Source organism: Galbitalea soli, from assembly GCF_010686725.1.
GTDB classification, from domain to species: domain Bacteria; phylum Actinomycetota; class Actinomycetes; order Actinomycetales; family Microbacteriaceae; genus Galbitalea; species Galbitalea soli.
Map to the genome: position 1 here is coordinate 201,994 of NZ_JAAGWZ010000002.1, position 14,583 is coordinate 216,576.

14 protein-coding genes are annotated in these 14,583 nt (G+C 65.8%); 6 read left to right on the forward strand and 8 right to left on the reverse strand.

Annotation, left to right across the window (positions count from 1 at the left end; genetic code table 11):
• Together G3T37_RS07030 and G3T37_RS07035 are read right to left on the reverse strand one after the other, a co-directional pair.
• Positions 1-897, reverse strand: coding sequence for an alpha/beta fold hydrolase (locus G3T37_RS07030; RefSeq protein ID WP_163472795.1), 897 nt, complete (start codon positions 895-897; stop codon positions 1-3).
• 47 nt (positions 898-944) lie between these two features.
• On the reverse strand, positions 945-1,694 hold the full coding sequence (locus tag G3T37_RS07035) for an SDR family NAD(P)-dependent oxidoreductase (protein ID WP_163472796.1): 750 nt from the start codon (positions 1,692-1,694) through the stop codon (positions 945-947).
• A gap of 330 nt (positions 1,695-2,024) precedes the next feature.
• Here G3T37_RS07035 and G3T37_RS07040 point away from each other — a divergent pair, with 330 nt between their 5' ends.
• A complete protein-coding gene (locus tag G3T37_RS07040; protein WP_163472797.1) occupies positions 2,025-2,750 on the forward strand; it encodes an SDR family oxidoreductase in 726 nt (241 codons plus the stop codon).
• A gap of 9 nt (positions 2,751-2,759) precedes the next feature.
• Here the strand turns inward: G3T37_RS07040 and G3T37_RS07045 are convergent, their stop codons facing one another.
• Positions 2,760-3,335, reverse strand: coding sequence for a TetR/AcrR family transcriptional regulator (locus tag G3T37_RS07045; protein WP_163472798.1), 576 nt, complete (start codon positions 3,333-3,335; stop codon positions 2,760-2,762).
• Between the two features lie 103 nt (positions 3,336-3,438).
• Between G3T37_RS07045 and G3T37_RS07050 the strand changes: the two genes are divergently transcribed.
• The 5 genes from G3T37_RS07050 to G3T37_RS07070 all read left to right on the forward strand — a co-directional run bounded on the left by G3T37_RS07050 (position 3,439) and on the right by G3T37_RS07070 (position 9,173).
• Positions 3,439-4,275 (forward strand): SDR family NAD(P)-dependent oxidoreductase, encoded by an 837-nt coding sequence (locus tag G3T37_RS07050; protein WP_241732314.1) that lies wholly within the window; start codon positions 3,439-3,441, stop codon positions 4,273-4,275.
• 31 nt (positions 4,276-4,306) lie between these two features.
• Entirely contained in the window at positions 4,307-5,260 is a 954-nt protein-coding gene (locus G3T37_RS07055) for an enoyl-CoA hydratase/isomerase family protein (RefSeq protein WP_163472800.1), read from the forward strand.
• Between the two features lie 217 nt (positions 5,261-5,477).
• Positions 5,478-7,199 carry a zinc-binding dehydrogenase gene (locus G3T37_RS07060; protein ID WP_163472801.1) on the forward strand — a complete coding sequence of 574 codons (1,722 nt, stop codon included), beginning with the start codon at positions 5,478-5,480 and terminating at the stop codon, positions 7,197-7,199.
• 137 nt (positions 7,200-7,336) lie between these two features.
• Positions 7,337-8,332: an NADP-dependent oxidoreductase gene (locus G3T37_RS07065; RefSeq protein ID WP_163472802.1), complete on the forward strand. Its 996-nt coding sequence runs from the start codon at positions 7,337-7,339 to the stop codon at positions 8,330-8,332.
• A 31-nt stretch (positions 8,333-8,363) separates the two neighbouring features.
• Positions 8,364-9,173 (forward strand): strictosidine synthase, encoded by an 810-nt coding sequence (locus G3T37_RS07070; RefSeq protein WP_163472803.1) that lies wholly within the window; start codon positions 8,364-8,366, stop codon positions 9,171-9,173.
• Between the two features lie 42 nt (positions 9,174-9,215).
• Here G3T37_RS07070 and G3T37_RS07075 read toward each other — a convergent pair whose 3' ends face one another.
• The 5 genes from G3T37_RS07075 to G3T37_RS07095 form a co-directional block, all read right to left on the reverse strand.
• The gene (locus G3T37_RS07075; protein ID WP_163472804.1) at positions 9,216-9,401 is read right to left on the reverse strand and encodes a twin-arginine translocase TatA/TatE family subunit; all 186 of its coding nucleotides are present in this window, start codon (positions 9,399-9,401) and stop codon (positions 9,216-9,218) included.
• Positions 9,402-9,609: 208 nt separating this feature from the next.
• On the reverse strand, positions 9,610-10,656 hold the full coding sequence (locus tag G3T37_RS07080; protein WP_163472805.1) for a substrate-binding domain-containing protein: 1,047 nt from the start codon (positions 10,654-10,656) through the stop codon (positions 9,610-9,612).
• Positions 10,657-10,709: 53 nt separating this feature from the next.
• Positions 10,710-12,053, reverse strand: a complete 1,344-nt coding sequence (locus G3T37_RS07085; RefSeq protein WP_163472806.1) for a NosD domain-containing protein — start codon at positions 12,051-12,053, stop codon at positions 10,710-10,712.
• Positions 12,054-12,076: 23 nt separating this feature from the next.
• On the reverse strand, positions 12,077-13,420 hold the full coding sequence (locus G3T37_RS07090) for a glycoside hydrolase family 32 protein (RefSeq protein ID WP_163472807.1): 1,344 nt from the start codon (positions 13,418-13,420) through the stop codon (positions 12,077-12,079).
• Between the two features lie 72 nt (positions 13,421-13,492).
• The gene (locus tag G3T37_RS07095) at positions 13,493-14,530 is read right to left on the reverse strand and encodes a substrate-binding domain-containing protein (protein ID WP_163472808.1); all 1,038 of its coding nucleotides are present in this window, start codon (positions 14,528-14,530) and stop codon (positions 13,493-13,495) included.
• Positions 14,531-14,583: the final 53 nt, after the last annotated feature.

The following is a 14,583-nucleotide window of genomic DNA, read 5'->3' on the forward strand; positions in this document are numbered from 1 at the left end:
TCACGCAGGCGAGTGAGGCGTCAATACTCCGATCTCGTCGGCGAACGATCGGATCGCGGCGGCCACTGCGCCGGGAGAGTTGTGATGCACATTGTGGCCACCGTCGATAGTGACAATGCGGGCGTTGGCGCAGTGATCTGCGAATCTCGCGGCGTCCGCCTCGCTCACAAATCCGTGCGTGCCACGGATGATGAGAAGCGGCACGGCGAGGGAAGCGGCAGCCGACCACAGTTGGCTTTCGTCCCACGCCGGCGCCGATGCATCCGGCTCCAGGTGTGCCAGGTGGTGCCGGAAGACCACTCTGCCATCTTCCCGCTCTCTCATGTTGAAGCGGAGTCCCTGTTCCAGTGACGCCGCCGTCGTGCCGAGCCCCAACCCGGTCGCCCAGCGAGCGGCCTCCTCGTACGATTCGAATGACGACGGTCCAGCGAATATCCGGCGGACGGCCGCCATCGCTGTCGGATCAGGGCTGGGCGTCGCGTCGATCATCACGAGTGCAGCCGCCAGCTCCGGATTCTGCGCAGCGACAAGAAGGCCGGTGAGCGCCCCGATCGAGTGTCCAACGACGACTTGCGACGTGAGATGGAGCGAGTGCAGTGCCGGGCCGAGGTCGGCAGCGAGTGTCTCGGGGGTGTACCGGGCATCCGTGCGCCATGACGAGTGCCCGTGTCCCGGCAGGTCGAAAGCGACTGCCGACAAGTCGAGATGCAGCAGAGTCGCGTCCCACGAATGCGCGTTGAGTCCACCGCCGTGGAACGCGGTCACGACAGCATCAGTTCCCCAAGCGACCATGCTGATGTCTCGATCGCCGACGGTGACGCGCGTGCGCTCAGGCAGCGTGACCGGTTCAGGAGTGCCGAGGTCGGCTGCAAGGCCGCGAACATGCTCGAATTCCATCAATCGCCATGGTACCGGCGAGGACGCCACCGACTCGTCGGCTGACGTCATATTCCCGTAACCAGGTACCCGCCGTCGACCGGCAGAACCGCACCGGTGACGAAGCGGGCAGCATCCGAGCAGAGGAACGCGACCACGGATGCGACCTCATCGGGCTCGCCGAACCGGCGCATCGGGGTGCGTGACAGCAGTCTGTCCCGGGATCTCTCGTCGGCCTTCAGTGGGGCGAGAAGCGGTGTGTCGATCCAACCCGGGGCGACGGAGTTCACGCGAATACCCTCGCTGGCGTAGACCTCAGCGAGGGACTTCGTCAGCTGGACGACCCCTCCCTTCGACGCTGAATAAGCGGCGATGTCACCACCGCCGAAGTACGCATACATCGAGGCGATGGTGACCACCGAGCCACCGCCGCGCGCGAGCAATGGGCGTGCGAGTTCGATGGTTCGATACACCCCGAGGAGTTGGATCGACACGACTCTCTGAAACGACTCCCACTCCAATTCCCGCTGCCCCAGGCTGATTCCCGCGGCGGGCACCAGAATGTCCAACTCGCTCAGGCCCGAGAAGAATGTCGAAAGGTCCGCGTCGTCCGTCACGTCGAGGTCCCGGAATTTGAGATTCTCGTCGGGCCGGCCGGATGCTGTAGCACCGAGGCCGACCGCGTGAACCTCGGCGCCGAGATCTGCCAGAACTCGAGCGGTGGCGAGCCCCAATCCAGACGTGCCGCCCGTGACGACCGCGGTCTTTCCAGCGAAGAGATCAGCTCGGAAGGATTTCGTGGCGGTGGTTGAACTCATGTGCAGCGCTCCATTGCTCGGGGAGAAGACCGTCGTAATTCATCTATGGTGTCGCTCACCGCCTCCCTGGGCATTGATCAGGCCGGAACGATGATTGACCGTCACGGAACGCGCTGGCGATACAGTGCGCCTGGCTACAGCCGGCTGGGGGAATCGCGGATCGGCGCCGACATGAGCTCACGGCCCCGGGATTTCGAGCCGATCACTAGCAGTGATCACGCTCAAGATCGAGTATAGTCATGTTTGACGCAGCGGTCGCTGACGCAGCTCGGTCTCCTGTTTCGACGGAGCCGACCGCCGCGATGACACCCACAACGAAGGAGCGCAGCCATGCCCACACTCGACAACGCGGTCGTTCTGATCACTGGAGCGAACGGCGGAATCGGCACCGAATTGGTGACCCAGGCGCTCGCGCGGGGTGCACGCAAGGTCTACGCGACGGCACGCGTGCCACGTGCGTGGGACGATGAGCGCGTCGTGCCGATCTCCCTCGACGTCACTGATGGTCGGTCGATCGCGGAGGCCGCGAATACCGCTGACGACGTGACGGTATTGATCAACAATGCCGGCGTGGTTCCAGCGAGTTGGGGCTTGCTCACCGTCACCGAAGCAGATCTTCGCGCGAACATGGAGACGAACTTCTTCGCTCCCGTGCTCATCGCACGTGCCTTTGCGCCGATTCTTGCGGCGCGGCGCGGGACGGCGATTATCGACATCCACTCCGTGGCGAGCTGGTACGCCTTCGCCGGCGCTTACAGTGCCTCCAAAGCTGCGCTGTGGTCGGCCACCAACTCCCTCCGTCTCGAGCTCGCGCCCGAAGGGGTGCACGTGATGGGGGTGCACATGGGCTACGTCGATACTGCGATGGCTGCGCACTCGGACGGACCCAAACTGCAGCCGGCGACGCTTGTCGCCGAGGTCTTTGACGCGCTTGAGAGGGGTGACTACGAGGTGATTGCGGACCAACTCTCTCGTGAGATCAAGTCCGCGCTGAGCGCCCCCATCGAGTCCCTCTACCCAGAGTTGCAGGCCGCGAAGCCGACGGGTGCGCTCTGAGGCCGGGGATTAGTCCTCACGAGCAATCATCCCTACCAGCGCCGCCAGGACACTGTCAGGCGTCGTCTGCCACATGTCCGCAGAAAGGTGGTCACTGGCTCCCATGCTCGCGATCCCGTGTGCGCTCGTCAGCAGCATCGCGCCGTACAGATGGGCGTGCTCGTCGCCGACCACGCCGCCGACGATGCGGAGAAACTCCACTTGGGCGCGCGCTGCCGCACGCACGGTGTCTTCGGGATTCCGTGCGGGCACCGTGAACATCATCCGGTACACCTCGGGCTCGGCGACAGCGACGGCGATCACAGTGTCGACCGCCGCCCGCAGTACCGCTGCACCATCGTCGGACGGCAATGGTCGCAACGCCGCAAGTCTGCGAGTAATGCGGTCCCAGCTTTCGGCTCCCACCGCGGCCAGAAGGCTCTCTTTGTCGGCGAAATGTCGGTAAGCCGCACCCCGTGACACGTCCGCGCGCGCGCCGACCTCCCGCAGCGTGACTCTCTGGGGCCCGCCCTCGTTGAGCAACTCGCGAGCAGCGTCGAGGAGGGCCCGACGGGTGGCCGCGGCGGATTCAGATCGACTGACCATACGTCGATTCTACCGTTGACAATGTCATCTGAAGTGCTACTCTACTCAGATGACAGCGTCATCTGAAAGAGAAATCATCCTCGTCAGCGGGGCTTCGACTGGTATGGGTGCCGCGACGGCGCGACAACTCGCGGCGCGAGGATTCGAGGTATTCGCCGGCGTTCGCCGAGCGACCGACGGACGTGACCTCGAGTCCGCGGGAATCCGACCCGTCTTGCTCGATATCACGCGATCCGACCAGATCGCGGCGCTCGTCGAGCAGATCGACGCGGACGGGCGCCCGCTCCGTGCCGTCATCAACAACGCAGGGATCGCGATCAATGGTCCGCTCGAGGTGCTCCGTATGGAGGACTGGCGGCGACAGTTCGATGTGAACTTCTTCGGGCATGTCGAGGTGACGCGAGCCCTGCTCCCCGCGCTGCTGAAGAGTCGAGGGCGAGTAGTCATGGTGAGTTCGATCGGAGGGCGCGTCGCGCAGCCGACCTATGGTGCTTACTCCGGTTCGAAATACGCGCTCGAAGCGGTCAGCGATGCACTTCGTCGCGAGTTGTCGCCCCACGGAGTGACCGTCGTCGTCGTCGAGCCCGGAGCTGTTCGGACCGAGTTGGTCGGCAGGGGAGGGGAGACGGCGCGGACACTCGTCGCCGGTATGACGCCCGAACAGCAAGGGCGATACGGCGGCCTGATGCAGGCCATTCTGTCGCAGTCCGAAGGATTCCTCCGCAGCGGCGTCGATGCCTCGGTCGCCGCAAGGTCTATCGCCATCGCGGCCACTGCTCGGCGCCCGAAGACGCGGTACACGATCGGCCGCGATGCTGCAGTGCTCATCGGGCTGGCGCGTCTGCTCCCTGACCGAGTGCTCGATCGAGCGCTCGCTGCCGCCCTGCGGCGTTCGGTGCCTGAAGATCTCAGCCCCCGCGCGGGAACATCCGTTTCCTAGCCCATTACCAACAAGAGGAGAGATGACAGCAATGGATAGCGAAGACAAAATCGGCCTCGAGGTCGAAGAGCACGGCGGAACCCTCATCGTTCGGATCCGCGGCGGGCGACACGCCTTGCTCTATCCCTCGATGGCAGTCGAACTCGCCACGATCGTCGATCGCGCGGACAAGGACCCCGCGGTGCACGCCGTCGTATTCACCGGCGTACACCCCGAGCGATTCCTGAGCCACGCGGATATCACCTGGCTGCAGGAGGGAGGGGTCGGATTCCCGCCGATCAACACCAGGGTCGCCGCTCTGGTATTCCGCTCGGCAACCGCGATAAACAAAGTTCCGGGTCTTCGATCCGTCCTTGGCAAAACGAAGCTGCGAACACTGCTTCAGCTCGACAGCCTCCACGCCACCTTCATCAAGATGAACCGCAGTGGAACCATCTTCATCGCAGCGCTCAACGGATCTGCCCTCGCCATCGGCGCCGAGTTCGCATGGGCATGCGACGTGCGAATCATGGCGGAGGGCGACTACTCGATCGGGCTGTCAGAAGTGCTGCTCGCACTAACGCCCGGCGGCGGAGGGTCTCAGCGCCTCACGCGTCTGATCGGAGCCCGTCATTCCCTGTCCGCCATTCTGGAGGGCAAGGCGTTCACGCCGGCGGAGGCTCTTGCCGTCGGCGCCGTCGATGAGGTGGTGCCGCGGGATCACGTGCTCGAGAGGGCTGTCGAGAGAGCCGAGTTCCTGGGATTGCGTGCGAAGAAGTCTCTCGGAGCGATCAAGCGATCCGTCTATTTCGGGAGCACATTGCCGCTTCTGGGCGGGCTGCAGTTCGAGCACGCGGAATTCCTGGTCCGGGACCAAGACCCCGAAGCACAGAAGCGGATGCTCGGGTACATCGATGCCATCGAAGCCAGTGGCGACCTCCCGCTCTTGGACTCGAGGATCTACGCGCGATCGGTGCGGGAAGGTCGCATCGGCAACTACTCCTGAACGCTCGACGAAGTGGATCTCTGGGCGGCAATCGGCACCCACGTCGCTGTGAGGGCTGCCGTCGCCGTGGACGAAACACAGCGGCGAGGAATTTAACCTGACTATAGTCAGTTATGAGTAGTATCAGTGATGCCAACCGGCGGCCCGGGCCGACCACTGGATTGCTGGCGGCTGCATCGATCGATGTTGGCCCTGATTGATAAAAAGGAATCGGATAATGCGCGCTATCAGCCAAGACACCTTCGGTGGTCCGGACGTACTCAAAGTGGTTGACCTCCCTACGCCGAGCCCCGGGGTGAGCGAGATTCTCGTCGCCGTCCACGCCGCCGGGCTCAATCCCACTGACTGGGGTAATCGTGCGCGGGGGTTTTCCGTTCAAACTCCGGTCACGCTGGGATGGGATGTGTCCGGCGTCGTCGAAGCCGTCGGCTTCGGAGTAACCCTTTTCAAGCCGGGGGACGAGGTATTCGGCATGCTCCCGTACCCCGGAGGGGTTGGCTCGCACGCCGAATACGTCACCGGTCCGGCGCGGGCTTTCGCCCTCAAACCCTCTGCGATCGATCACGTCGAGGCTGGTGCGCTCCCTCTCGCGGCGCTCACCGCATACCAGGCATTGGTTGAGACAGCGGATCTTCGGCCGGGTCAACGGGTCCTCATTCACGCGGCGGCGGGCGGTGTCGGTCACCTCGCGGTGCAGATCGCCAAGTCGCGCGGAGCCTATGTGATTGGCACGGCCAGTGCGTCCAAGCATGATCTGCTGCGATCCTTGGGGGCGGACGAAGTCATCGACTATCAGTCCGTGGACTTCGCCGAGGTGGTTCGCGGAGTCGACGTCGTGCTGGACTCGATTTCTTCTGATGCGGCGGGTCGGGCTCGTTCGCTCGCGGTCCTGCGGCCGGGAGGTACTCTCGTCTCGCTCATTCCGGTTCCGATCGATGCCACCGAGTTGCACGCAATCGCGGAGCGGGGCATCCGATTCGAGGCACTGCTCGTGGAGGCCGACCATGCGGGGATGCAGGCGATCGCCGACCTCGCCGAGTCAGGGGAGTTGCGCCCGCACATCGCGGCGACCTTCCCGCTCGCGGAGGCGGCGAGAGCCCACGCGCTCGGTGAGTCGCGACGCACGGCCGGCAAGATCGTGTTGGAAGTGCGCGAGGGCGGCAGCGCGGAGCGCGCCCGGCGAATGCTCAGTGACGCGTTCATCGGAGACACGGCGATCGTCGACCGGATCGTGCGAAGTGACTATATTCAGCACAATCCTCAGGCGCCTGACGGTCCCGATGCCCTGAAGTACTTCGGTGCCGGTCTCAGGCAGCAGTTTCCCGAGGTGACCAACCTTCCGAAGCGCGCCATCGCCGAGGGGGACATGGTGCTGTTGCACTCGCACGTCGTGTTCGTACCCGGCACGCCGGGAACAGCGGTGTTCGACATCTTCCGATTCCAGGATGGCAAGATCGCCGAGCACTGGGATGTCCTTCAGGAGGTGCCGGCCACGACGGTGAACGGGAACGACATGTTCGCCACGCTCAGCGCCCCTCGCACCAGCTCTCCGCAGCAACCGTGGTTCACCGATTTCAACAAGCGCGTGGTTGACGCGTTCTTCGGTCGGTTGATGGTGAACAAGGATCTGTCGGCGATCGATCAGTACGTAGATCCGGACTACCGGCAGCACAATCCCAGAATCGCTGACGGCGCGGTGGGCGTCAGGGCCGGGCTTCGGGAGTACTTCGAGAGATTCCCGCAGCTCAGCATCGTGCCGAAGCGCACTATCGCACAGGGCGATCTCGTCGCGGTGCACAGTCACTACATTCCCGAGCCTGGCGATCGCGGAAAGGCGGTTGTCGACCTCTTCCGAGTGCGCAACGGCAAACTCGTGGAGCACTGGGATGCCGTGCAGGATATTCCTGAGGCGGCAGCCAACGACAATACGATGTTCTGACTTCAGGGGCCCAACTCAGTCGGCGCGGCGAGTTTCGCACGATCGTCCGCGCACACAGGCACCCCTTGACAGCATAAGTGAGTGCTCTCATAATTGAGTGACGTCGGAAGCCCCCGGGGCCCAGTTAGGAGCTATTCATGAAGGCATTCGCTGTTGTGGCGTACAAGGGACCGTTGCAGGAGCTGGAGGTGCCGGAGCCGATCGTCGATGATCACGATGTACTCGTGCAGGTGCGGGTCGCTGGGATCAACGGCATCGATCAGCAAGTCCTCGCCGGCGCCTTCAAGCTCTTCCTGCCCTACCGGCTCCCTCAGGTACTGGGCAATGAATTGGCGGGAACCGTCCTCCGGGTGGGAGCTGCGGTCCGCGGGTTCAAGCCAGGTGACGAAGTGTACGGCCGCCCTCGCGTGAGCAGAATCGGGACCTTCGCAGAGCGATTTGCGATCGCCGAGGAAGATCTTGCGCTCAAGCCGTCGAGCATCTCTATGGAGGAAGCGGGCGGTTTGCCGTTGGTCGCGTTGACAGCGTGGCAGGCGCTTGTCGATCGTGGGAACGTGCAGCCGGGTCAGCGGGTGCTTATTCATGGTGGCGCCGGAGGGCTGGGGTCGATTGCGATCCAAATCGCCAAGCACCTCGGCGCGACCGTCGCCACGACAGCGAGCGCATCCAACCACGATTTCGTTCGAGGACTCGGGGCCGACCACGTCATCGATCACCGCACCGAGGACTTCGCCGAGTTGCTGACCGGCTACGACCTCGTGCTCGACATCGTTGGCGGCGAGAACCTTAAAAAGTCCCTCACGGTGCTCAAGCCGGGAGGACTTGCCATCGGTCTGGTGGGCCCGCCCGACCTCGCCTTCGCCCGGCAGCTCGGGCTGAATCCTGTACTCCAGGTGCTCATGGCCGCACTCAGCGCTGATATCCGGAGGCGGGCGAAGAAGCGCGGTGTGCGCTACGAGTTCCTCTTCATGCACGCCAGTGGCAAGCAGCTCAGGTCGATCACCGCACTCGTCGACAGCGGCGCGCTACGCCCCGTCGTCGGCAAGGTCTATTCCTTCGCAACCGCCCCTGACGCGCTTCGGGAGTCTGCCAAGGGTGGAATCCGCGGCAAAGCCGTCATCAGCATTCCCTGACCGGCCTAACGCACGACGAGTGGAGAGCACGATGAGCAATTCAGGATCTGGGTGTCCGATCGCAGTCTCGAAGCATTTCACGTCCTCGATTCCGCTCTGGGTTCGCACGGATCAACCACGTCACGTCGGGATGGATTACTGGAAGAGCCCCCATTCCGGAATCATCTCGGCGACACCGGGCACCCTGGAATACCGCCAGCTCCATCTCGCCGACATCAACCCCGGCGTCTGGCCTCCGATCGCGGGCGTCGAGACGAGCATCCCGGCTGATCGAAAGATCGACGGAGTCGCGGAAGTGACATTCATCTCCGCGCTCTCGCCGCTTTTCGGCCGCGCTCAAACCCGGCTCGCTTATCAAGACGAGGTCAACGTCTTTCGACGCACGCTCCTCTACATCGGCGCCCCCAACTGGTCACGTTGGTACCAGGTGGCTCAGCCCGGCGAGGGAGTGGGAGCCCGCACGCTCGTTTACCTACGCCGCAGACGCGGTGTGAGCCCACGTGAGTTTCGCAGAGCGATCCGGCAACACGTGGTCCCCGCGATGACGAGACTCCCAGATGTGAGAGAGCTGCGAACACAGGACTTCCTCCCCTGGAGCGCGCGGCTGTGGAATACGCCGAATGTCGCCCACGACAATCCGGTCGAGCAACGGTTCCACGCGTCTGTGATCCTGGGATTCGCCGACGCTGGAGCACGAGCGGACTTCCTGCTCGGGACCGCGATCGAGACCCTGTCGGCCAATTTGGCAGCGGTCTGTTCTGCCGTGCACGCCTACGAGGTCTCAGAGACCTTGACCTTCGTGAAGGGTGGCACAATCCTCCACGACGTCGAGGACTGCTAGCTGCACGACGATCTGGGCATTCGACGGCGGCCCGCCTGCCTCTTACTCCGACCCGTTGCGAGATTCTGGGGCCTCGTCGGCCGGCTGTGAGCCCGCCACCTCGTCCCGGAAGATGCGCAGCGATTGTCCGACCCCTCGTGTGAGCGCGGGAAGTCGTGTCGCGCCGAAGAGCAGCACGAGGACGGCGAGGATGATGACGAGATGCCACCCGGTCAGATTCGAGAACATCGCTGGCCCCACTCTCAACTGGCACGGTTCGTTCCGGTGCCGCCTGACAAATCGTCTTGGCAGCACACTAAGTTCGTCGAAGTCCGGCCGTCAAATGGCAAAAAAGTTTGGCGCCGGACCGCTTCGACGACCAGTGCGACCCGCGCGACCACCGCTCTATCGTGCCATCCGCCGCGGGGATGCCGCCTCACCGGGAGAGACAGACCGACTAGAGCGCGGGAGCAGCGATCGACTGCCGAATGACCAGCGGGCACTCCATGAAGGTGGGGTGATCGCTCAGGAGGCGGTCCTCCTCGTGCCCGTTCATGATCCGAACCAGTGTGTCGACGGCCCAGACGCCCATCTCGTAGTGGGGCAGGGCGACGGTGGTGAGCGCGGGGAACAGGTTGGCGGCGATTAGCTCCTGGTTGTCGAATCCCACGATCGACAACTCCTCGGGGATGGTGATGTGCAGTTCGGCCGCCGCACGGTAGGCACCCATCGCCATTCGGTCGTTGAAGCAGAAGAGCGCCGTCGGGCGGTCGGGCCGATCGAGCAGGGGCAGCGTGACCGCGTACCCGTCGAGCGCTTCGTAGTCGGCCGCGACCACGAGCGACTCGTCGAAGGGGATGCCGTGCTCGGCCAGCACCGAGCGGTAGCCGCGCAGTCGCCCGTGAGTCGCGGGAATGTCGCCGTGGTAGTTCACGAAGCCGATTCGGCGGTGCCCCGCCTGAATGAGCGCGGTGACGGCGGCACGCGCGCCACTCTCCTCATCGGGCTCGACACCGGGTGCGAGACCGGCACGGTCGCGCGCGTCGATCAGCACCGCGGGAACGCCTACCAGGTTCGACGGCAGAGAGACCTCGCGGTGATACATGATGGTCGCCCAGAGGATGCCGTCGACCTGCCGTTCGAGCAGCGCCGCGATGTCGTCCCGCCGGGACTCGTCGTTCGCATCGTGCGTCGAGTTGATGATCATGAGCGACAGCCCGTGGGCGCGCGCGGCCTCCTGCGCCCCGAGGATGATCCGCACGGCGTGCGGCGTCGTCGCGATCTCCTCGCTGAGCAGGCCGATCATCCCCGAGCGCTGCGTGCGCAGACCCTGCGCCAGGCGATTGGGGCCGTACCCGAGTGCCCGGGCCGCGTCCTTCACCCGCCGCCGCGTCTCCTCGCTCGCGCGCGTGTTCGGGGTCGCGTTGAGAATGTGCGACACGGTCGTCACCGAGACTCCCGCCGCGCTCGCGACGTCCTTGATGCCCACCCGTTTGGGAATCACCGCATTCCTCCCGTTCGATCCACACTGACCCTTACGCAGAAAGCTCGCGTCGCTCAGGCGCCGACCGTCGGCGTCGCTCTGACGGCGTTGGCGGTGCGGTCCGCGACCACCTGCTCCTCGGTTCCGGAGTCCAGCACCGAGTTGCGGGCCGACGCCGGGTCGACCAGCACGGTGGTCACGCCCAGCGCGTCGGATGCGGTGGTGCTGAGCAGGGCATCCACCTGTGCCGAGAACGCCGAATCGCCGGAGCGCGCGTGCACGTCCATCGCCACCACGTGGTTCGTGGCGACGAGGGTGCCGGTGCCCGCGGTCAGGCGGACCGCGACGGGCGTCGCCTGCGGCGGCCGGATGCGCTGCGCGTCGATCACCAGCGAGAGGTGGTTGGCGATCACCGAGTTGTGGTCGCCGCCGACGCGGATCAGGCCGAACCGGTCATCCAGACCGTTGTCGATGCCGAGGAAGGGCGTCCACGGCTCTTCGTCGCGCAGCAGGTGGTTGGTGGCGATGAGGTTCTCCGAGCTGCCGCCGTCGAGGATCACCATGCCGGGGTAGAACGAGTGCAGGCGGTTGTTGGTGACGCTCGACCGGCTCACCCCGGTCAGATGCACGCTGCTCGCGCCTCGCGGGAAGACGTTGTTGGCGGTGATCAGCAGCCCGCCGTGGTTCTCGGCGTAGATGGAGCGACCCCGGAACCCGGCCCCGATCAGGTTGTCGGTGATCTTGGAGGCCTGTCCCCAGCCGAGGAGCTCGACGCAGTTGCCGCACTCGGCGATGAAGTTGTCGTGGATCGACAGGGCGTCGGCGTGGTGGATGACGAGGGCGTGTTCGAGGTAGACGAAGCCCATGCCGACCACGCGGAAGGAGTCGTTCGCGCTCGCGACGTGGATGCCGGTCTTCCCGTTGAGGTAGCTGTTCGCCGCCGGGTGCTCGGAGCCGTCCGGCAGGAAGCGCAGACCGTCGATGCAGAAGTTCGAGAACTCGACGGAGCTGATCCGCGGGCTGCCGCTCCGCTCCACGAGGAAGGCGGCGCGCGCGGAATCGTCCTCGCCCGCATCCGGTTCGAGGTCGACGAGGACGCGACTCCCGCCGGGCCACAGCTCATGCAGCTCGGGCCATTCGCCCTCGGGGACATTGAACCGGATGCTCGACGAGGTGAACCCGTGCCCAGAGCCGTGAATCGTCAGGAAGCTGACGTCGACGACCACCTGGGTGCGCAGGTGGTAGTCACCGGGCGGCAGGTAGATCACCGCCCCGGGCTTTCCGCCGTCGGCGACGTTCGCGTTCGACTGGCGGGTCTTGATGTCCGCGATGATGCTATTGATCACCTCACCGAGATCCGCGAAGGGATCCCCGACGGGCCACCGGGTGACGTCGTAGTGGTTGCTGGGTCCTGACATGGCGTGTCCCCTCGAGACGGAGTTCAGTGAAGCGGGTAGGCCACACCGGCGGCCTCGCGGGAGACCAGGGTGGCGGTCCCGGAGCGGGGAGCGGGAAACGCGAGGGCGCCGAACGAGCCGACGACCTCGACGATGGGACCGTCGATGACGACCCGGAGCGGTCCGCTGGACGGAACCGACCACTGCCCGGCGTCCGATGTCGCGGTGAGCGTCACCCCGTCGAGGGTCGGCGTCAACTCCAGCCGGAAGACATTGCGCAGCCCCTCCTGAAGGGAAATGCTGCCCCCGTGCGCCCAGTCGATGTCCACGGCGCCGTCGACCCGCATCCCGTGCTCATCGAGCGCGGCGAGCGGTCTCCCGGATCCGCGGCGCGACTCCACGCTGGACGGGAGCCGGACCTCGAGCCGATCGCCGATCAGCGCGAGCTGGTGGGGAATACTGTGGGCGCCCACCCACTCCGAGCGGGGGTCGGCGACACCCCGGAGCCAGTAGATCATCCCGGGAGTGCCGTCCGCATCGCGGAAGACGGCGCCCGCGTAGTAGCACGGGCCGTAGCTGAGCCGACGCCACGGCGTCTCCGCCACGAAGCGACCGTCGACGATCTGGCCGAGCGCGTAGGCCGAGTAGTGCGGGCGCACGGGTTCCCAGACCGAGACGAGCAGTGCCCACTTGTGCCCCACCCGAACGAGTTGGGGGCACTCCCAGACGGAACCGGTCCACACTCCGTCTGCGTCGTCGGAGTGGCGGGAAGCGAAGACACCGTCGTAGTGCCACGTGGTGAGGTCATCCGAGACATAGCCATAGGCGACCGCGGTTCCGTCGGGACGCCCGGAGCCGAGAAGCATGCGCCAGCGGGCACCGTCGTGGAATACGAAGGGATCGCGGAACGCGATCGACTCCTCTCCCTCGGCGAGTTCGGCGACGACCGGCCCTTTCACCCACCGCTCCCACGAGCTCTCGCTGCCCGGCGCCGGGCGTGCGATCCGCGCCGCGCCGATGTCGAAGGCCTCGTCGTCGACGGAGGTGTAGAACAGGGTCGCCTCGCCCTCCGGTGAGAGCGCGATGCTGCCCGACCAGCATCCGCCATCGCCGTCGCCCGGCTCGAGCGCGGCGGCTTCGATCGACCAGCTCAGCAGGTCGTCGGAGGTGGCGTGCCCCCACTGGCACTGCGGAGCCCAGTCGGTGGCACCCGGTACGTGCTGATAGAAGAGGTGGTAGCGCCCGCCGTGGAAGGTGAGGCCCAGGGGGTCGTTGATCCACCCGGACGGGGCCGTGAAATGGAGAGTGGGCCGCGCAGCCGTCGTCTCGGGCGGGGCGGTGTCGTCGACCTCGACGGTGTGGTCCTCGGTCGCGGTGGATGGGGGCATGTCGTCTCTCGTGAATCGTTTCGTCGGGTGGGGAGGGAGCGGCGGTCGCGCTCGTCGCCCCGCGGTCGGGGGCTAGGGCTGCCGCGGTGGGGCGACGGAGTCTCGCGGTACCAGCGGGCACGGCAGGAGCACGGGCTCGAACGGCCCGGGCGGGCGCTCCGCTCCGTCGGCGAACATCCCGATGGCGGTCTCGAGCGCCCACACGCCCATCTCGTAGTGAGGCAGGGCGACGGTGGTGAGCGCGGGGAAGAGGTTGGCGGCGATGATCTCCTGGTTGTCGAAGCCGACGATGGAGAGGTCGTCGGGGATGCTCAGACCGAGCTCGCGCGCCGCGCGATAGGCGCCCATCGCCATGCGATCGTTGTAGCAGAAGACGGCCGTCGGTCGCTGAAGGCTCAGGATCTCCTTCGCCAGCGCGTATCCCTCGGCCGGCTCCGACGGCGAGGCACCGACGAGCAGTTCGTCGAACGGAATCCCGTACTCGGAGAGCACCTGACGGTAGCCGGCCAGTCGTCCGTGCGTGGCGGGCACGTCGTCATCGTTGTTCAGGAACGCGATCCGGCGGTGGCCCGCCTCGGCCAGGTGACGGACTGCGGCGACGGCCCCGCCCCTCTCGTCGGGGACCACGGAGGGCAGCGCGCCGGTTCCCTCGGTCGCGTCGATGAGCACCGCGGGCACGTCGACGAGGTTGGCCGGCACCGCGATGTTCCGGTGGTACATGGTGGCGTACAGCACCGCGTCGACCTGCCGGTCGAGCAGCGCCTGGATATCGGCCCGGTGCGCCTCCGCGTTGTTGCCGCGCTCGGCGCTCACGATCACCAGTGTGAGACCGTGCGCACGCGCGGCCTCCTGAGCGCCGAGGATGATCCTGCCCGCGTGGGGTGTCGTGGCGATCTCCTCGCTGAGGAGGCCCACGAGCCCGGATCGACGGGTCCGAAGCGCCTGCGCCACGAGATTGGGCCCGTACCCCAGCGTCGCCGCCGCGTCGCGGACTCGGTCCCTCGTCTCATCGGCGACCCGGGTGTGCGGCGTTTCGTTGAGCACGTGCGAGACCGTGGTGACCGACACGCCGGCCAGCCTCGCCACATCGCGGATACCGACGGTGGTCACCGTGACGTCTCCCTCGTCGGGCGCATCGGCTGACTTCCGTGGAGGCGGCGAAC